Origin of the sequence: Halobacillus hunanensis, assembly GCF_900166655.1 — a bacterium.
Classification (GTDB): Bacteria; Bacillota; Bacilli; order Bacillales; family Halobacillaceae; genus Halobacillus_A; species Halobacillus_A hunanensis.
On the sequence record NZ_FVZB01000006.1, the window covers coordinates 654300 to 673933 of the forward strand.

General features: G+C 37.9%; 20 protein-coding genes and 1 pseudogene. 4 read left to right on the forward strand and 17 right to left on the reverse strand.

Going from position 1 to position 19634, the window contains the following annotated elements:
• Positions 1-240 precede the first annotated feature (240 nt).
• The 3 genes from B5354_RS08845 to B5354_RS08855 all read right to left on the reverse strand — a co-directional run bounded on the left by B5354_RS08845 (position 241) and on the right by B5354_RS08855 (position 1286).
• The gene (locus B5354_RS08845) at positions 241-756 is read right to left on the reverse strand and encodes a hypothetical protein (RefSeq protein ID WP_079527927.1); all 516 of its coding nucleotides are present in this window, start codon (positions 754-756) and stop codon (positions 241-243) included.
• Positions 757-812: 56 nt separating this feature from the next.
• Positions 813-1010: a histidine kinase gene (locus tag B5354_RS08850; protein WP_079527929.1), complete on the reverse strand. Its 198-nt coding sequence runs from the start codon at positions 1008-1010 to the stop codon at positions 813-815.
• Between the two features lie 66 nt (positions 1011-1076).
• Positions 1077-1286, reverse strand: coding sequence for a hypothetical protein (locus B5354_RS08855; RefSeq protein ID WP_079527931.1), 210 nt, complete (start codon positions 1284-1286; stop codon positions 1077-1079).
• A 359-nt stretch (positions 1287-1645) separates the two neighbouring features.
• Between B5354_RS08855 and brnQ the strand changes: the two genes are divergently transcribed.
• Complete coding sequence (brnQ, locus tag B5354_RS08860; protein ID WP_079527933.1) at positions 1646-3028, forward strand: branched-chain amino acid transport system II carrier protein; 1383 nt, start codon at positions 1646-1648, stop codon at positions 3026-3028.
• Positions 3029-3152: 124 nt separating this feature from the next.
• Here brnQ and B5354_RS08865 read toward each other — a convergent pair whose 3' ends face one another.
• From B5354_RS08865 to B5354_RS08930, 14 genes and pseudogenes are all read right to left on the reverse strand, one after another.
• Positions 3153-3551 carry a DUF6220 domain-containing protein gene (locus B5354_RS08865; RefSeq protein ID WP_176142447.1) on the reverse strand — a complete coding sequence of 133 codons (399 nt, stop codon included), beginning with the start codon at positions 3549-3551 and terminating at the stop codon, positions 3153-3155.
• Between the two features lie 25 nt (positions 3552-3576).
• Positions 3577-4377, reverse strand: a complete 801-nt coding sequence (locus tag B5354_RS08870; protein ID WP_079527935.1) for a DUF4097 family beta strand repeat-containing protein — start codon at positions 4375-4377, stop codon at positions 3577-3579.
• On the reverse strand, positions 4370-4930 hold the full coding sequence (locus tag B5354_RS08875) for an HAAS signaling domain-containing protein (protein WP_079527937.1): 561 nt from the start codon (positions 4928-4930) through the stop codon (positions 4370-4372). The genes B5354_RS08870 and B5354_RS08875 overlap by 8 nt, the downstream gene beginning before the upstream one ends.
• On the reverse strand, positions 4923-5246 hold the full coding sequence (locus B5354_RS08880) for a PadR family transcriptional regulator (RefSeq protein ID WP_079527939.1): 324 nt from the start codon (positions 5244-5246) through the stop codon (positions 4923-4925). The genes B5354_RS08875 and B5354_RS08880 overlap by 8 nt, the downstream gene beginning before the upstream one ends.
• 1113 nt (positions 5247-6359) lie before the next feature.
• On the reverse strand, positions 6360-7094 hold the full coding sequence (gene istB, locus B5354_RS08890) for an IS21-like element helper ATPase IstB (RefSeq protein WP_425432124.1): 735 nt from the start codon (positions 7092-7094) through the stop codon (positions 6360-6362).
• 26 nt (positions 7095-7120) lie between these two features.
• Entirely contained in the window at positions 7121-8689 is a 1569-nt protein-coding gene (gene istA, locus B5354_RS08895) for an IS21 family transposase (protein WP_079527943.1), read from the reverse strand.
• Positions 8690-8830: 141 nt separating this feature from the next.
• A pseudogene (locus tag B5354_RS20715) lies at positions 8831-8950 on the reverse strand (sensor histidine kinase); the annotation flags it as partial.
• A 145-nt stretch (positions 8951-9095) separates the two neighbouring features.
• Positions 9096-10346, reverse strand: coding sequence for an MFS transporter (locus B5354_RS08900; protein WP_079527945.1), 1251 nt, complete (start codon positions 10344-10346; stop codon positions 9096-9098).
• A gap of 372 nt (positions 10347-10718) precedes the next feature.
• Positions 10719-11249, reverse strand: coding sequence for a GNAT family N-acetyltransferase (locus tag B5354_RS08905; protein WP_079527947.1), 531 nt, complete (start codon positions 11247-11249; stop codon positions 10719-10721).
• 203 nt (positions 11250-11452) lie between these two features.
• Entirely contained in the window at positions 11453-11803 is a 351-nt protein-coding gene (locus B5354_RS08910; protein ID WP_079527949.1) for a DUF2200 domain-containing protein, read from the reverse strand.
• Positions 11804-11931: 128 nt separating this feature from the next.
• Positions 11932-12528 carry a class I SAM-dependent methyltransferase gene (locus tag B5354_RS08915; RefSeq protein ID WP_079527951.1) on the reverse strand — a complete coding sequence of 199 codons (597 nt, stop codon included), beginning with the start codon at positions 12526-12528 and terminating at the stop codon, positions 11932-11934.
• Positions 12529-12673: 145 nt separating this feature from the next.
• Positions 12674-13066, reverse strand: a complete 393-nt coding sequence (locus B5354_RS08920) for an Rrf2 family transcriptional regulator (RefSeq protein WP_079527953.1) — start codon at positions 13064-13066, stop codon at positions 12674-12676.
• Positions 13067-13626: 560 nt separating this feature from the next.
• The gene (locus B5354_RS08925; RefSeq protein WP_079527955.1) at positions 13627-14367 is read right to left on the reverse strand and encodes an alpha/beta fold hydrolase; all 741 of its coding nucleotides are present in this window, start codon (positions 14365-14367) and stop codon (positions 13627-13629) included.
• A gap of 311 nt (positions 14368-14678) precedes the next feature.
• Complete coding sequence (locus B5354_RS08930) at positions 14679-15557, reverse strand: MerR family transcriptional regulator (protein ID WP_176142448.1); 879 nt, start codon at positions 15555-15557, stop codon at positions 14679-14681.
• Positions 15558-15840: 283 nt separating this feature from the next.
• Between B5354_RS08930 and B5354_RS08935 the strand changes: the two genes are divergently transcribed.
• Genes B5354_RS08935 through B5354_RS08945 form a run of 3 tightly spaced genes read left to right on the forward strand, consistent with a single transcriptional unit; the run spans position 15841 to position 19610 of the window.
• Positions 15841-16737 carry a phytoene/squalene synthase family protein gene (locus B5354_RS08935; RefSeq protein WP_176142449.1) on the forward strand — a complete coding sequence of 299 codons (897 nt, stop codon included), beginning with the start codon at positions 15841-15843 and terminating at the stop codon, positions 16735-16737.
• Complete coding sequence (locus B5354_RS08940; RefSeq protein WP_079527961.1) at positions 16724-18226, forward strand: phytoene desaturase family protein; 1503 nt, start codon at positions 16724-16726, stop codon at positions 18224-18226. The genes B5354_RS08935 and B5354_RS08940 overlap by 14 nt, the downstream gene beginning before the upstream one ends.
• Positions 18213-19610 carry an aldehyde dehydrogenase family protein gene (locus B5354_RS08945; RefSeq protein ID WP_079527963.1) on the forward strand — a complete coding sequence of 466 codons (1398 nt, stop codon included), beginning with the start codon at positions 18213-18215 and terminating at the stop codon, positions 19608-19610. The genes B5354_RS08940 and B5354_RS08945 overlap by 14 nt, the downstream gene beginning before the upstream one ends.
• The last annotated feature ends 24 nt before the right edge of the window (positions 19611-19634 follow it).

Sequence of the window (19634 nt, forward strand, 5' to 3'; positions counted from 1 at the left end):
TATTCAAATTATGAGCCTTTTATAACTTCCGGATAGGAAACTATTCTTCCCCGAATAATAAGACATAAATCCCACAAAAGAGGCCAAGGCAAGTGATTTTGCAACAAACGATTCTTTGTTCAATAGAACAACTGATAGATCAACCAATAAAAAAGTTGTAATTATCGTCCCAGCAATTATCAAAACAACCTTTTTATTGTTGGCACTTGGCTTATTGAGTTCCATAAATTAACCCACTTATCATTGGTTTTCATTTATTTTCAATACAAAAGCCTTTGAAATGGATCCGATAAACTCATCCCCTTTGTACCAACTAGCTATCAGTAAATAATGTTTTTTTGCGCCTTCTTCGTGAAGTGGAATTTTACTATCTTCAAGGCTATGATCTTCTAAGCTTGCTCCTGTACCGTTAAGTTCAACTTCTTGAACAAAATAACCCATTTTTGTCGGCTTTGGACCATCTACTTTTATTGAGATATCTTTACCTGCTTCAACATTTGCGGGGTGAATATTATCTGTTATTTCAAGTAAATCAATCCCCTCAAACATTGCCGATTGCTCTGTACAATTTTCTGCCCAACATTCTTTTACCAATTTGGCGGTAATTTCTTTATTTCCTTGACTTAAGGTGATGGTAGGTTTTTTCTCATCATTTCCTTTCTCCCCATTGGCGTTGGAATTATTTGAAGCCTTGGAATCACCGGATTGACAAGCAGTTAAAAAGAGAATTAGCAATAAAAAAATCAGTTTTTTCAATATGTACTCCCCTTCAATCCCGATTTCAGAAATTCTTTTGTACCTTGAATATGCCCTTAAGAACTTTCGTCGTTTTTGTCTAGCAGCTTATCAACTCTTTCTTCCAACTGCCTTGATTTCTTACTCTGTTTCCTGAAGCTTACGAATAGGAAAACTATAGATACAGGAACAGATAATAGCACTAAAAATAAAATTAATTGAACGATAGCATCTCCTGTATTAAAGCTGCTTTGACCTGCCACAAATAAAAACAATAATCATCCTCCTCTAATTGTACACAATTATTCGATTAGCTCGCCCGTTATTGAAATTGATAGTATTTATCCTTTATCCATCCTTTCAACTCTCCGCCTATGATTTAAATCTATCACAATATCTCCAATACCCATTGCCATAAATCCATTTAGTAAACCGAATAATGGAAGAGTTAAATCCCCATAACTATTTGCAAAAGGAATCATAAAGAATACAAGTGTACTAAAGAAAACAAAAGCCATTCCTAATAAAAATAAAATTCTACCAACAAACAATATTATCCACTCCTGTAAAAGCATCAACTTTTCTAAACTGGAAAAAGCCACAATTCCAAAAATGAATTGTAGCACATATATAATATTGACGCAGACAATCTCGGCTCCTTTTATAATTTACGAGTGTTGTAAAGGAATCAGTTCCTATAGGCTAATCTAAGGCGAAGATGTAGCTGATGCAAAGTTATGTTAGTCAGGTTAAATCCTGCTTGTAATCCTAATGGAATTGATATCCATGTGATAATGAAATTAACAGTGCGATAAATCCACTTACATATTGTCCCTTTCATAGATTCTTGATAGAATTAACGTTTATTCCTTCAGAGAGCACAAAAATACAGCAAGAGAGGGACATGCATATGAAACAGAAAACATCATTCTTTACCTACGCCTCTATCGGGACTATGCTCTTCGGGCTGTTTTTCGGAGCAGGAAATTTGATCTTTCCTATTCATCTGGGACAGCTCGCCGGAACTTCCTTTTGGCCTGCGTTAATTGGATTTCTTGTGACAGCCGTCGGTCTTCCATTTATGGGGATTCTGGCAATTGGATTGTCGGGCAGCCAGGGATTACACGATTTAGCGAGCCGAGTCCACCCTTTATTTGGAATAATATTCTCTATCATTCTTTATTTAACCATCGGGCCGTTCTTCGCCATTCCAAGAACAGCGACTGTCCCTTTTGTAGTCGGCTTTGAACCGTTTATTCAGCCCGAACAGAGCAGTCTGTGGCTTGCCCTGTTCAGTTTCCTGTTCTTTTCCATTGTCTATTATCTCTCACTGAACTCTGCAAAAGTTATGGATATCGTCGGAAAATACTTAACCCCTTCTTTTTTACTGTTCTTATCTATTTTAATTATTACAGCCTTAGCTAAACCGATGGGCAGTTTCGGAGAACCGACAGGCGACTATGGAACCCTGCCATTTATGACAGGGTTTACAGAGGGATATAACACGATGGATGCCCTCGGTGCGCTCGCATTCGGAATTGTCGTCATCCATGCCATTAAAAAAATGGGGATTACCGATACGAAGGCGATTGCAAAAACGACTTGGAAATCAGGCTTATTTGCAATGGGACTAATGATGCTGATTTATGGATTAATTACGTACATGGGTGCCTCCAGTGTCTCAAGCGTTGGTAAACTTGAAAATGGAGGACTCATCTTTGCGGCTGTTTCCCAAAATTATTTCGGTGTGTCCGGTTCGATCTTATTGGCAGTTATTATTATACTGGCATGTTTAAAAACGAGCATTGGATTAATCATCGCCTGCAGCGAATTTTTCCATACGATCTATCCCAAAATCAGCTACAAAACATTCGTACTGATTCTATCGTTGATGTCGTTTATGATCGCCAACTTTGGACTAACGAATATTATTCAATACGCCGTACCCGTGCTTATGTTCTTGTACCCACTGGCTATCGTTCTAATCTTACTAGGTCTCAGCTCAAGTTTGTTTAAACATAAGCGCATGGTCTATGCCGGCGCTATGATTTTGACGTTTTTAGTAAGCATGATAGATGGCTATAATGCATTGGTGAAGACGCTCCCAGGCGTTGCCAATTCATTCTTTGAAGCCATCAGCCATTTCTATTATTCCTACCTGCCCCTGTACGATATCGGGCTTGGCTGGATTCTGCCGTCGCTCATCGGTGCCGTCATAGGTTACTTGTGGAAAGACGGAAATAAAACTCAATCTCCGGTTCTGCATAGGAGTACCGAAAACCTTTCCCATTAAAGAACACAGAAAAAGACCAAACCCTGAATGAAGGATTGGTCTTTTTCTAATTTAACTAATTGGTATCGAGCCATATAATAATAAAGAAAGAAGTATGACAACAGTTCTGTCTATTAAACTCCTATTACTGAGAAGTAAGTCCGTCTTCCATTTTATATGCAGATCGCCAAGCCTTTTGACTAACTACAATTGACATCCAGAATATTAACAGAGCGATTACAGGATGAAATGCCCCCGCATGAGGTATATTGGCAGTAGCATACATTAGAATAATTAGCGTAAATAACCCGAAACTCTGCCACTTCATGCTTGGTGTCAGCTTTCCCGGAAAGCTGAAAATCAGCATAAGAATTGGTACATATTCAAAGATTTTCACAAAATTCGTATGCTTAGTCCACTTAGCTGGATCCACAAAAATAGCAAATCCGGCTAGAAAAACTTGTATAGCAACAGTTAATACAAAAATCACTGCCAGAAAAAAGAATGTTTTCCTCCACAAACGCACCTTTCCTGTTATTTCCAAGACCTTCTTCCCCTTTCATAATCAATTATTTTGCCACGTTAATATTCCCATTGTTCGTTGTTAATTTTATTAGATTATCCCCATCACCAGTGACGGTGTTCCAGTTAGAACTACCGAAAACAGTCGCTTCGCCATTATCAGTTTTGATATCCAAAACTGCATTTGTCGGCTCTTTATCCGTTTCAATTTCAATATTTCCGTTATCAGACTCCAATGTGATTGGACGATCCAAGTGATTTGTTTTAAGATAAATTTCGCCGTTGTTTACTTCGCCGTTAATTTTGCCTTCGATATTTTCAAGAGAAATCACTCCGTTATCTGCCTCAACATTTAACATAGTCGCTGCGATATTGTTCATTTCAATATGGCCATTATCCGCTTCGGCTTTGACATTGTTTATGCTTAACTGCTCAGCCTGAAAACTTCCATTGTCAATGTCAACCTGCAATGAATCATATACTTTTTCAGGCAAATATACTTTCAACGTTAAAGATGTTCCAACAAAATTAAAGATATCAAACATTCTTTCATCCCTTAGTTTGATCGATAATGTGCTGCCTGCCACATTGGCGGATAAATAATTTTCAATCTCCTCAGAACTGGTTCCAGTCAGCTCCACTTTTGTCGTTGAATCCTCAGTAGAAATGATTTCCACCTCGTCGTTATTTGCACTGATTTCAATGTCTGTAATGTTATTATCCGAAAATGTTTTCTCTTCACTAACTGAAGCAGAATCATTTAATGATTGAAATGAAATTAAACTCCCAAGTGCACCAACCACCAATAGAACTAAAGCGATTATCGATATTTTTTTAGTATTAGTCATGCTCTAAACCTCCCTTCACAAGTGAAACGTTGTATTTTAAATAACGTACAAATAGATTTTTCAGTACCTTTGTCACGTATAACATGCCCATTGCAATGAACAAGCCAATTCCACAAAGCATTAATGAGAAGAACAGGTCAAAAAATTCGAACGTTCCTGGATTAATGATTACAGAAAACACGAGCAATAATGGGGAGGAAATAAATGCAACCCCTGTCCACCATCCTGCAAATACCAATGCCAGTAATGCAACAAACGGTCCAAACACGATTACAAAATTAAAAAATCCTAACCCTATAACGGCCCATACGGCACGGAAAATATTAGTCGTAGTTGCTGTGGCCTCCACTTTTTCGATACGGGAAGTTGCAACCAGTTCTTTGGATATCTGCTTTGGTGATCCAAGAGATTCAGAAATTTGCTCTTCTGTTTTGCCATCTGTTAAGCCAATGGAAAAATGCTCTTCAAAATCGTGCATAATATCCTCACGCTCTTCGTGAGAGAGCTTTTTCAGTCCTTTTTCAAGACTCGTCAGGAATTGTTTTTTATTCATTTAAATCTCCTTCCTTTATTAGTTGATTTACTCCTTCTGAAAACTGCTTCCACTCTTCGTTAAGAACTTGAAGATGGTCTCTGCCTTGATCGGTGAGCTTGTAATATTTTCGAGAGGGACCCTCTTTTGACTCCTGTAAATAAGTCGTCAAGTAACCCTCTTTTTTTAGTCTCCTCAGCAATGGATATACGGAGCCTTCAGAAATAACTATCTGATCCGAAATTTTTTGAACGATCTCATATCCATAACGATCCTGCTTATATAGCAGTGCCAGTACGCATAGTTCTAATGCTCCTTTTTTAAACTGTATGTTCATTGGATGTTCACCTCATTTAACTACTGTTCATTAAACAGTACTGTAATATAAAAGTACCTTGCAAAGAAAATGTACCACACACTACTGTCCATTGCAAGGTACTATATAAAATATTTATTCCCCCCCTCCTTCTTCAATAATCTGACTCAATTTAGAAGGAAGTACTTTTCGTACAGCGCACGTCCGATTACTTTTTAATACTTTCGCAGTTTGCCTAATTTATAACTGTTTCGCAATATTACCCTTTAGCTGGATTAAGACAAAAAATGGACTGTGGTTGTAATAAATGACTGAAAACAAAAAGCATTTTTCTTCGTTACCTTCATTTATTCTTTTCTAAAAAATCTTCTTGTAGTAATGAGTACATGTATAAGTCATCAAATTTGCCTGCTGTTCGCTCCTATTTTCTTAGTAGACCTTCACGAACAAAATTATGTTTTTCCAATAGTTTTAGAGTGGCAATTCCTTTGTTCCAGAAACCCCGATGTAACTCATAACCAATCTCAGCGCGATAATTTTGCTTACTTATATTTATAAATCCACATAACATTTTCTGACCCCTTTAAGGTTATTCCCCCTCTTATTCCTGTATTTCCCCTCAAGATTCTCTCATACCATTGTAATTCTTCATGGGTCTCTTTCTTGGATATGAAAGGGGCCAAACCCATGTATTTTACTACCTCAGGGTCCGGTAGGTATGTATAACGTCCGCTGATTGTACTTGTTTTAGAAACAATCTATCTGTCTCCATAACTGAAAATTTTTCAGGAAAATAAAATGATCTGCTTTGCAAAGGTTTTCTCCTAAAAACTTACCTTTGGTTTTCTACAAACTGTTGCTTCTTTCGTAGGGTCCTGTAATGTCTTTTTCGAATACTCGGCTAATATCTTCCGGCTTAATTCCGATTACCGTATCCTAAATTAAAAGCCGCTTTTCTTTGCGGTCTTCCTGAAATTGCACGGAAGTTTCCCCTTCTTCACCTGTATGCTGAATCTTATCCATCTCAAACCGAATTTGCTAATTAATAAAGGGTTTAGCATATTTTTTCACACATTATTAATAGCTTTACCTAACTGTTGTGACCGTCAAGTAAAATGACACAATTTCTGCTTGTTAATTTGAAACACTTTGCTGCCCAAATATGGTTTTTCGGTGCTTCATTCGCCAACTGTCTTCATTTAAATGAATGATTTCCACTCGATGTAATATACGATCTAGAATCGCGGTTGTAATTGCCTGATCTCCTAATAATTCACCCCATTCTTTAGGGCCTTTATTGGACGTTAATATAATCGATGTTTGATTGTACAGATCATTGATCAAATGAAAAAACATATTGGATTCCTGTTTGTCCATTGCCATAAACATTAAATCGTCAATGATAACTAGATCTGCTTCTCGTATTCTCTTCATTCTCGTTTTCGATTTCCTTGTGATTTCTTCTGTCTTTAATACATGAATGAGGTCACCCATCGTAGTAAAAATCACTTTATATCCTTGATTGAGAGCCTCAATGCCTAGCCCAATCGATAGGTGGGTTTTGCCGACACCTGGCGGTCCAAGGAAAATAATATTATATAGCTGCTCCATCCACGTTAAGTCCTTTAACTGATTTAGTTTCTTTGAACTTAATGCTTTCTGTTCTTTTAAATCGTATTCTTCCAGAGTGCTGAAAAACGGGAACGTTGCCCATTTAAACCGTTTCTCTAATAGCTTTTCTTCTCTGCGCTTTTGTTCATAGGTTGCCACATCCAGGAGAAACTGAGTAAAGGATGCGTCCTTTTGCTCAGCTTCTCTTATGAGTGTAGGAAGATGGTTAGCTGTTTCGGTCAGGCGGAGGGTTTTCATCAAATCTTGTAATTGATTCAGCTGACTCAATTAGACTCACCCTCCAATATTTCAGTATAGGCATTTACTGTTCTCTTTTGGGCTTCCGTATCCATGAGCCAGCCTGAAATCTTATTTATTGATGATACAGCCCGGGCGTTATCGTTTACTGTATCATCAGCTTGGCGTTGTCGTTTGATGTATGAAACGATATCGCTAAAATCTGTCGCACTATAAAGATTTCTTTTCACACATTCTTTCAGTGCTGCTGATAAGATTGCCCCATTGTTCTCCTTTGTCTGCTTTAAAATAATTTGCAGCTGATCTCTAATATACCGAGGGTAGTTTTGCCGGATGATATTGAGATAGTCGTATGCGGAATCTACCTCTTCAAACCGTTTCGCAACCGTATCCATAAATGCATTGATGCCTTTTGTCCGATCGCGCGAATGGCTTCTATCCTTCACTAATTGGCCTTTTCCTTCAGGGATAGTGTGTTTTGCAATCAATTCTCCTGTATCGGTAATATAGATAAATAGTTGTTTATCTTCCGTTTCCTTGATACCGACGGTATCATATTTATGGAATGTTCCAAGTGGAAGAGAATACCGATTCGACAAATAACGAATTGTATTGTCCTTATGGACGCTTCTTGTTATACTATTTTCATAATTGCTTTTGATAGTTAATTTTTCTGTGACTGGTCTCAAGTGTTGCTTTTCCAAGGAGAACACTTCGACCGGTCTTTTTTTTGTTGTGTTATGGATTTTATAGTTCCCTGTTCGGTTTAGCCACTGCCAACCCTGCTCATTCCAGGAATCAATGTTGTGAAACACTCTATGTCTCGCAAAGTTATGCTTGATAAAGCCAACCACATTTTCAATTTTCCCTTTACTTTCTGGGTCAGCTTTTCTACAAACCCGAAGGTTTAAACGCCTGGTTTCCTTATAATGTTGAAACTCTTTCGTTAAGATAAGATCCCCGCCATTTTCACTGACCACGATTAAATTATCCTGATCATAAACGATTTCTCTTGGGATTCCGCCATACCACCGAAATGCATCTTCATGTGCTTCCATCACATCCTGGGTAGTGAAAGGTCGGTCTAACCATTTTTTATATTTGTATCTCGAGTTAGACAAAACAAATGCGATAAAGCTTAGCTTCACCCCTTGATTGTCAGGTGTTCTTTGTTTTGTATGACCAAAATCAACCTGCATTTGTTCTCCCATTGGCTGGTCAGGAATAGCTTCATAATTCCGTGGTAGAGTCTCTTTCTCTATTCTATATTCAGTACGTAATTCTCTAACGTAAGCACGAACAGTGCTCTCGCCAATCTCCAGTGATTCATACCTTTCCTGTAACCAATCTTGCACTTGTGCTGCCGACATATCAGGATGTTCTCTCAGCCAGGATAAAATTAACGCTTTGTAAGGATCTAACTTTTTCTCTCTCGTTTTTATACTTTCTACCCATTCGGCCATCTCCGAAGGAGACTTCTGAAGGTTGCGGTACACCGTTGATCTTGATACCCCCAACTTTTCCGCCACCTTCGATTTACTAAACCCTTGCTTAATTAACTGTTGAATCTCCATATACATTTCCCACTTATCCACCTTTTCTGCGCCCTCCATTGATGTCTGTATAATAATCTTACATATCATACAATGGGAGAACTATATATTTTACTGGTATATTTGGGTAAATAAGTGTTTCTTCTAATCTAGCGGAAACTGTCTACTTTAGTTTAGCAGTCACAACTGTACCTCTGTAATGAAATAGTCTTTGGAAAATGAATCAATTCGGGAACAGTAAAGAGCCTGCTCCACATAATTTTCGATTTTATCCAGTCCATCTTCAAACTTGTCGACTCGGGAGATGTTTTCCCATAGTTTCCTTTGTTTTGTACCCGATTATATAATTAAGACAGGGCATTTAAGTCTCTGCCCTGTCTTAATTATATATGCAAAAATCTTTCGTATCCTTTCATTAATTAAATGGAGAAAATTGAAGGTCTGATGTTTATAGATGTTTAAGATTATGTCCTTTTTCGTTGTTTTCTTCTTGATAAAAACATTTTTTACTTGGCTTTAAGACTAAAATTGAAAAGATAAAGGATGAAAGCAACATCACAAGTGCCAAAGTAGCGATTGTAAGTCGTAACGAAACAAGATCTGCTAGGACCCCAATAGCAAGAATAAAGATTATTTGGATAGAACTTTGGACTAACTGAAAAATACTTGTGACTCTCCCCATTATTTCAACAGAGACGTTATTTTGATAGAAAGTCATGATTCCCGCATTTAAAAACACGTTAAAGAAGCCCAAGATTACAAACCCAACCACAATTGATGAAAAAGACCAAGAAAATGCATAAATCACATAACCAATCGTCATCATGATCAGACCAATGGTAATCATATACCTAAGTGAGAATTTATTCGAAAACACCGATAATAAAATGGCACCAACAACAGAGCCGATTCCAGTTATACTAATTAATAAGCTGTAATCAAATTCAGAAAGTCCGATCACTTGTTGTGTAAAGACAACTTCTTGTGTATCCATGGCGAAGGAGAAAATCATAATCATAATAAAACCAAGGTAAATAAAAGATACATATTTATTGTTGGATATAAACTCACGAACGATTGTAAAGTCATAAAGTACTTGCGAAACTGTCAATTTCGGAATAGTTTTTTTATCAATATTTTCTTTTTCCGGAAGAAATAATAATAAAATAGCCGAGATCACAAAGAATATTGCGTTAAGCCATAATGTCGTTTCGATAGATGTTAATAATATAAGTGAACCACCAATTGCAGGCCCAATAATAAACGCTCCAGAAGTCATAAATGAACGAATTGAGTTGAAGCGTTTTCTTTTTTCTTTTGGAACAAGAATTGCAACGTATGTCATTGATGATGGATTAAAAAAGGCATCCGCCATCTTTAAGACAACAAGAATCCCATAGATCACCACCATATTTGGCGCAAACGGAATCATACCAATGAACACCGCTCTAATTATGTACGTTACCATCATTACTTTTCGCTTGCTTCGATAATCGATAAAACTCCCAGTCCAAAGCTTCGTTACAATGTTCGTTAATGGTCCGATAATCCAAAGTCCGGCAACAGCAGCTGCTGAACCAGTAATCTGAAAGACAATGATATTTACAGCTACTAAGTAAATAAAATCACCGATATTTGAAATCCCAATTGAAGACAGCAATATTGCAGGATGTTTCCAATCCCCTAGGTTTTTTATCATAAACATGCTCCCTATTATGACCTTTATTACCAATCCGGATTCTTAGCAATCATTTTAAATTTTTGTTATTGTCGCAGAAGTTGCTCTATTAAATGACCTGTTTATATAGGATACGATTTAAAGATATTCAAGTTTCAAAATGTCTGCTTTTTGGTTTTTTCACAAAACTCACTTTTCTCCATCAAATGCCCCTAAACATAAGGAAAGAACGCAATTCATTACCTCAGAATTGCGTTCTAATGTGGAATATGAAGATATTATGAACATATAAAAAGCCATCTTTATCTTGTTAACTTTTGTTTTATTTACCCAAAATCACTAGTATGTAATATATTGATTATTAGCATAGTTGCAGGCACTTGATCAGGTTTCTCATCTTCTTTGTTCTAAAAAAGTGTACCTAATGTAGTCACTAACCTCTTCTGTCCTTTTGTACTCCATCCCGATCTTTTTAGCAACTCTAATGGACCCTTTATTCATTTTATGAATTTCAGCAATTACCTCTTCTAATTTAAGACTTTCAACAGCATATTGTAGAATCATATTTGCTGCTTCTGTAGCATAACCCTTTCCCCAATATCTTGGTCTTAACCTCCACCCGATTTCGACTTCCGGCCCAAATGTATCAAGAGGAATTAACAACACCCACCCCACAAATGGTTTATGCACCTCTTTTGTCTCTATAGTCCAGTATCCCATTCCTTCTGGATATTCTACCTCAAATCTTTTTTTAACAAATTCCTGATGCTTTTTTTCACTAGATGATGTACCATTCACAACTTTTTTAAGTTCTGGAATATAAGTCACAACTTCTGGTTCACGATCCATTTCAATACAATCATTAAAATCCTCAAGTATTCGTTCACGTAAAATTAATCTATCTGTTTCAAAAGTTTTCAACATGGGATCACCTCTAAGCAAATTGTCTCAAATACGGCCTCGTAATAACCAGTGTATTTTATTTTGCTACAGACATTATAATCAATCGTTTCGGTGAATTAGTTACACACAAGTAAACCTTGTATCAATCAGATTGGTACAAGGCTTACTTGTTTCATATATGTTTTGATAACTTCATGATTAGTCTAATTGGTACGTTTATCATCTTATTTCCTCAAAATCTTCTCCATCGCTTTTCCCTTTGCTAACTCATCGATCAGCTTATCCATATAGCGAATTTCCTGCATGGTTGGTTCTTCGATGTCTTCCACTCGAACACCGCAGATCACGCCTTTAATTAAAGTCCGTGAAGAATTCAGTTGGGGAGCTTCCGCAAAGAAGGTTTCAAAATCTGTCTGTTTTTCCAATTGCGCCTCCAACTCTTCCTGGCTATACCCTGTCAGCCAACGGATGATTTCATCGACTTCTGCTTTCGTACGTCCTTTTTTCTCCGCCTTCGTAATATAATGGGGATAGACTTTTGCAACACTCATTGTATAGATCTTATGTTTGGGCATGATATACCTTCCCTTCCATGTATTTTCGATAACTTATTTTCCAATTGTATCATGAAATACAGTTCCTTCTCTGGATGTTCAGTTATGAAGAGGCTCAATGTCATTTTCGAATATAAATCCTTTAGAAATCACTTTTCACTACTAGATATAAACATGGAAGCATCTTGATTCATAAAAATTCGATTCCCATGATAGAATGTTTTGATTTCATTGGATTTAAATCCAACCTCGGACAATATTTTTTCCAAGCCTTCATGTGAAAAACCATTATGAACTTTTGGATGATTGATTTTATCGTTTTTGTCAAAATCAACAATAAGTAACTTGCCGCCATGATTTAAAACGTTGAACAACATTTGCAAGATTACCTTAGTATCCGGAATATGAAGAAGGACCAAAGACATTAAAATGATGTCTGCCTTAAGTTCAGGAATCTCTTGAGTGAAATCTGATTTAAGTACCTTTGAATTGGTAATACCCTTTTGAGAAATTTTAGCCTTTGCTACCTCCAACATTTGCTCTGATGAATCTACCAACACAATAGAATCTACTAAGTCCGATAATTCTAAACTAATTAGACCTGTTCCGCTCCCATAGTCTAGTAAAGATTTTGATTGACTATTTCGCAACTCTGGCTTTACTTCGTCAACTATAATCTTAGCTAATTCCATTCGTTCTTCTGTATCATATTTTTTTGCCAACTGTTCAAAAACGTTATCTTCCATATTCATACTCCTTTTTATATGTTGTAACGCGAACTTTATCTTCTTGTTCAATTCCGATATGTTAGATATATAATATCTATAATTGGAATAAAATTTTTAGCTAGATATTGTTTTAGCGAAATTAACCGTAATTAAAATCTCAAATTTAACCCATTTCATTGGCAATGTCGATGAGAAATTTATGATCAAGGGTGTCTTTCATGTTTTCTTCAGCCTCTGTCATCACACTTTCAATCATGCAGCCTTCGTTATGATCCATAGAGCAATTAAATAAATTGGAATCCCCCTCAACTGCTTTTATGACGTCTAGAAATGAAATTTCACTTCTGGGCTTAGAAACCTTATACCCTCCCTTAACCCCAGGTGTTGACTCAATCAATCCGCCTTTAGCAAGTTTCGTTAATATCTTTGACAGATAGGTTGGTGAAAGGTTTTGTGTTTCCGCCAAGTTTTGAACACCTATCGTATTTCCTCTGGGTAAGGTAAGTAAGTACACCATCGTGTGTAATGCATAGTTCGTAGCTTTGGAATACTTCATAATTCCCTCCTGTTTTTATCGGAGATATTAAAGACTCTTATTATCTATAATTGGTTTTTATATTATCAATCCAGAATAATTAAGTCAACTCAGACACTTTAAAACTACTTCAATGCTGGTTTCGGAACAGATTTAAAACTCCTATCCGAATAATTGGTCCACATTCATACAGCAAAAAAGTGCCGCCCTTATCCCGGATCAGCACCCTTTAGTTGAAGTTTTTAGTCATTCCTTATTTGCCTTCCGCTTAAAGCTATACTCTAGAAGCAATCCTATCAAAGCCCCCAACGAAATACCGATGGCAAGATGATCCAACACAACACTAAAGTCACACCTAAACCAATGCCAATTGCCAGCCCACTTCCATTTACTTTCCGCTTTGTATCAGAAACCATCACCACCTCTTATAGATAAAACAAACAATTATTCAATACTTCAGCCACTGACGAAAATACTTTGTCACGATATCTCCTTCTGTTTTATCAAAGTTTATCGTAACTTCTTCCCCCAAACTTATAACTCCAGAATATCGCCATATTGATTAATTAAACTTACTCATCTCACATAAAATCAGTGATTTGACGATACAGCTTCTCCGGATGGGTGAGATTAATCATGTGGTCAGCACCCGGAATTTCTATGACTCGGGCGTCTGAGTTCTTTCGAAAGTAATTGGCAACTCGAAGGTTATCGTGTGAATCCTCCTTACCAATGATCAATAATGTTTTGGCCTTCAAATCTCCTAATCTTTCAATGGCCGGTGGTTGTGGCCAAATCAATTTTACAGCCGGCCATTCAAACATTCGATTCATATGGTGTCGGAGCATTTGAACCATCAAATTGCGGTGAGGGCTCTTCGTTACAACACGATACGATGAATCATTGAGCAAAAGCTCAACCATCTTATCTATATCAGGAGCCGCCTCATGAATCGTCTTCATATTCTCTTCAAATTCCTTTGAATAGCTAAACCCGGATAATCCGGGCGCAAGCAAAACAAGTTTTGAAACCCTTTCAGGATAATTTAGAGCAAATTCAGTGGCAATTTGGCCACCCATTGAGTGACCGATGAGTGTTGCTCGATCGATTCCCAGGTGATTTAGCAGCGAAATCAAATCTTCAACATGGTTGATATCTTCTGAAGGGGACGGTGATTTTCCAGTCCCACGTCCGTCAAAAGCAACGACCTTGTAGTGTTTTGCTAAAAGAGATGCAACAAATGTCCAGTTCCGTACATCAGCACCACCTGTCAGAAGAATCACAGGATGACCATTACCATTAACTTCATAATACAAGTCCATAGAAATTCCTCCCTTCCCTTACAATTTAATAATACTAACTCATCATTAAATATATTATCTTTTTATATTATCCACCTTTTTATGGCTTAACTTAAAATTCAAGAACTACCTTATAACTTCCTCATTGTTCCAGGGTATCGGCCCTATACATAAATAACGAGCACAATCATTACTTTAGAATTGCGCCCGTTCGTATTTTGGAATAATTCGGGGAAGCGCTAAGCAATCTTGTTAATTAGGAGCTTCCCCTTTGAATTTTTAATAGAAAAAGCATTTCCACAGCCTGGACATTTTTTTAAATGGCTAACAGACTATGAAATAATATCCTCAATTGTAAAGGAAATATCCATGTGTTTTAGGTTCACTATTGACTTGTAATTATAAACACCCCTTCCTCCAATATAAAAAGAAGTGTACATATACCTTTCGGCCAGTTGATCAAGCTTTTCCAACAGATTTTCATCCTGTTGAAAAGGAATCCCGGTTGATGCAGAAAACAAGACCTTCTGCGGCCGCATATGTTCAATAAGTCTTTCAATTGATGAGAATTTAGGGGAGGCTCCAACTCTTGTAGTTCTCCATCCCTTCACCTGCAATTGAAGTAATAATATTTGCAAGGGGATTTCATGTAATTCTCCAGGCAGGCAAAAACCAACAGCATGTGGAGCTTCCAAGTTATGATTGAAGTTTCGGCCTATCTGCGTTAGAAAATCTTTTACGACCAGGCTCGATACTGTTTCCTGGCTTTCATCCCACTCGCCGTTTTCCCACAGACCACCAATCTCTTCCAGAAAAGGCTGTACAGTGTTTTGTAAAAATAAATCAAGACCATATTGATGATGGGATTGCTGCAACAGAAACTCTAACCCTTTTTCATCGTATATGGTTCCTTTCTCAATCATCTTCTCAACATTGGGGCTCTTCTCCACTGATCTCAGTGTATAGGTTGAGCTTTTTTCAGCTACGACACTATGAATAGCTTGCTTCATGGATTTCCCCTGGTCCCTCAACGCTTTTAATTCTTTTAAAGTTGAAAGATCATCAAATGTATACAGACGATACCCGTTGTCTAACCTTTGCGGTTGTATAACGTGATATCGGTTTTCCCACTTACGAATAAGCTGCTCAGAAAGACCCGTCAATCCAGCAACTTCTTTAATATAATAATATCGACCTTGTAATTCCTCCATCATATCCGCCCTCTAAAGATATATTCTAACTATAGTATAACATTGTACAAGTATAAAATATGCTGTATAATGTTTTTCAATAACAAAATTATTACCAACAAGGGGTAATATTACCACAACGATGTTGGTTGAATTCATTATATCAATAGCAGCCAAACGTTCTAAGGTTTATTGCTCAATATCCTGGGATAAAATAGGTATTAAACAACCTTAATAGATCGGAAAAAAATAAAAGCATGCCAAGCCATTCGACTATGTATGAATAGTTCAGGAGGAAATTGTTATGGACACAAAGCAACGGCAAGCGGATTTTTATTATTGTGAAAAGATAATAAAAAAGCATTCCAAAAGCTTTTATTACGCTTTTTCAAAACTCCCCTCTGAAAAAGCAAATGCCGTGTATGCAATCTATGCTTTTTGCAGGACCGCAGACGATTGTGTAGATGGAAATTATTCACCCGTGGAAAAGCGTCAGGCACTCAAACAATTAGAAAAAGAGTTGGATTTATTCAAGGATCATGCGGAATTGGATAAACCACTATGGCGTGCGCTCAGATATGTATTTACTAAGTATGATATGGATATCGAGCCTTTTTACGACCAGTTAACAGGACAATCCATGGATGTGGATTTTAATATCCCGAAAACAATGCAAGAACTGGAAAAATACAGTTATTACGTAGCTGGTTCTGTCGGTTTGATGCTTCTGCCTGTCATTGCTTCAGAATCTTCTGCTGATCTGCATTCATCAGCAATAGATCTTGGCATCGCCATGCAAATCACGAATATCCTGCGTGATATTGGAGAAGATTTTCATGAGAAAAACCGCATCTACCTTCCAAAAGATGAATTAAGTCATTTTCAATATACTCAGAATGATTTACATAAGGGTACCATCAATGTAAACTTCATTAACCTATGGGAAAAGATGGCCACGCGTGCTGAATCATTATATAGTCATTTCTTATTCAACATTAACCACTTTGACGATGACAGCCGTTTACCCGTCTACCTGTCTGCCCAAGTGTACAGGGGAATACTAGACGTTGTGCGAAACAATGAATACCAGTGTTTATCCAAACGGAACTATGTTACCCAAGGAAAAATGGCAGAATTAAAGCTTCTATCAGCTGCTGCCTTAGATTTACAGAAAGGTAGTGTGTTACATGTTGAAAAATAAAAACGTACTGATCATCGGAGGCGGACTCGGTGGCCTATCCGCTGCCATTTCACTTGCGCAAAGAGGGTATGATGTCTCTCTATATGAAAAAAACGATCACATAGGGGGGAAATTAAACCGGCTTGAGCAGGATGGTTTTGGTTTTGACCTTGGTCCATCCATTCTTACGATGCCGAAGGTCTTTGAAAAATTCTTTACCGCCAGCGGAAAAAAAATGGAGGACTATGTCCCGCTTGAAAAGCTGGATCATCAATGGCGCTCTTTTTTCCCTAATGGCAATGTAATTGATTTATATCAAGATTTAGAAGAGATGCAAGCGAAGAACTCAACCCTGAAAAAAAAGGATATGCGTCAGTATCAAAAGCTACTTACATATTCAAAAAAGCTTTATGATATGACTGAGAAAACTTACTTTCAGCATGGCGTTGATAACACGAAAGGAATCATCCAATATTCAGGCGCGCTAAGTGCTTTGAGGAACTTTGATTTATTTTCCACAGTGCATCAGGCCATAGATAAACGAATAAGTAATAAGCAATTAAGAGACATGCTCTCCTATTTTATTAAATACGTTGGTTCTTCCCCTTACGATGCACCAGCCGTATTGAATATGATGATTTACATGCAGCATGCCCAGGGCGTATGGTATGTGCCCGGGGGGATGCATCTACTCGCCAAAGGCCTGGTACAGCTGGCTGAAGAAATCGGTGTTACATTTCATACAGGAAAGAAAATTGTCAGACTTGAAAAAAAGAAAGGCGAAATAGCCGGCGCTCTTTTGGAAGATGGGACAATACGAACCGCAGATTATTATATTGCTAATATGGAAGTCATACCAGCTTACGAGCAATTACTCCAGGAAAATAAGCGTTATGTAAAAAAATTAAAAAAGAAATTCGAGCCCTCCAGTTCCGGCCTTGTTATGCATTTGGGAGTTAAAAAAAGCTATCCACAGCTCCATCATCACAATTTCTTCTTCGCAAAAAATATGAAGAAGCAAATGGATAAAATATTCCATCGTCATCAACTGCCGGATGACCCTGTTATTTATTTGGTGAATGTCAATAAAACAGATCCGGCACAGGCACCTGCAGGATACGAAAATTTAAAAGTACTACCCCACATTCCCTATATCAAGGATAAACCTTTAACCCAGCAAGACTATGATCAATTCGCAGAGAGCGTACTCATCAAATTGGAAAAAATGGGGCTGGATGATTTACGGGATAACATTGTGACAAAGGATATATGGACACCAGAAGATATTAAACGTGTCTATGGTTCTGACCACGGTTCCATTTACGGGACACTATCAGATCGCAAGAAAAATAAAGGCTTTAAGCATCCGAAGCAGAGTGAACGCTATAACAATCTGTATTTTGTCGGTGGAACTGTAAACCCGGGAGGAGGAATGCCAATGGTTACATTAAGCGGTCAGCAGGTAGGAGATAAAATTGCTCAGAGGGATACGCACCATGGCAGACAATGACGGTTCAAGTTTAAAGGGATTACTAGAAAGGCAGCGAGAGGACTTACGCACCAGCGCCATTCCTTCGGTAGACATTCGAAAGAAAAAGCTTTTGCAACTAAAAACCATTCTTATAGAACATGAAGCAGCATTTATTCAAGCTCTCTATTCAGATATGGGAAGGCCGGCATTCGAAGCTTTTTCTTTTGAAATCGCAGTCTTATTGAATGAAATTGATTATGTATGCAAGCATTTAGAAAAATGGGCCCGACCTGTCCGCTCCCGTCATATAAAATTCGGATACGTGGAAGCGATCCAAAAGATGAGGAACCCATACGGCAGTGTATTGATCATCAGCTCGTGGAATTATCCGCTCCAGCTCGCACTCATGCCTGCTATTAGTGCGATAGCGGGCGGAAACAGCTGTGTGATCAAACCATCGGAACATGCACCGGCAACAAGCGAACTGCTGGAAAAGACGATCAATCAAGTGTTTTCTCCCAAACAGCTGGTCGTAGTTACTGGGGATGCACATACCGCCAAGTTCTTGACTTCCTCACCTTTTGATCTGATTTTTTTTACAGGCAGCCAGCAGACAGGAAAAGCCGTAGCACAGCAGGCCGCCCACCAGCTCACACCGGTAATACTGGAACTCGGCGGAAAAAATCCCTGTGTCATAGATGAGACAGGCTTTTCAAAAGCGGCAATCCAGGAAATTGTCTGGGGTAAATTTCTTAACGCGGGACAGACCTGTATTGCGCCGGACACACTTTTTGTCCATGAATCTATTTATGAACAAACATTATCTGAAATTTCATCGACGCTTTCAACTTTCTATGGAGATCAAACTGAGGACAGCAATGATTATGGGAGAATTTGTAACGATGCCCATTTTCAAAAAGTGGTTCATTTCATCGAACAAGGCGATGTATGGCATGGTGGTGCATATGATGAAGATGATTTGTTCATTGAACCAACAGTGGTTACAGACATGAGGCAAGGAAGTTCCATCCTGCAAGAAGAGATTTTTGGGCCGGTCCTTCCTGTCATCCCATATACAGACTTTACTACATTATTATCGAAGCAGATTATTCAACGTGATGCTCTGACAGGGTATATCTTTAGTAAAAACAAGCATCATATTCGTTTATTCAAGCAATACATGCAATCACCAACGACCAGTGTCAATCAAGTGATTCATCACGCCGCAAATCCTCACGTCGCTTTTGGCGGTGTTGGGCGAAGCGGATACGGCTCCTATCATGGCAAAGCGGGTTTTTTAGCCTTCAGCTATGACAAGACAAATTATAAAGCACATCATTACTTGCATGTTCAAGACAAATTTCCGCCGTACACGGATAGAAATATGAATATAGTAAAGAAGTTTAGAAAGTGGCTGTTGTAAACACTGCACTCGTTGTGACATGGA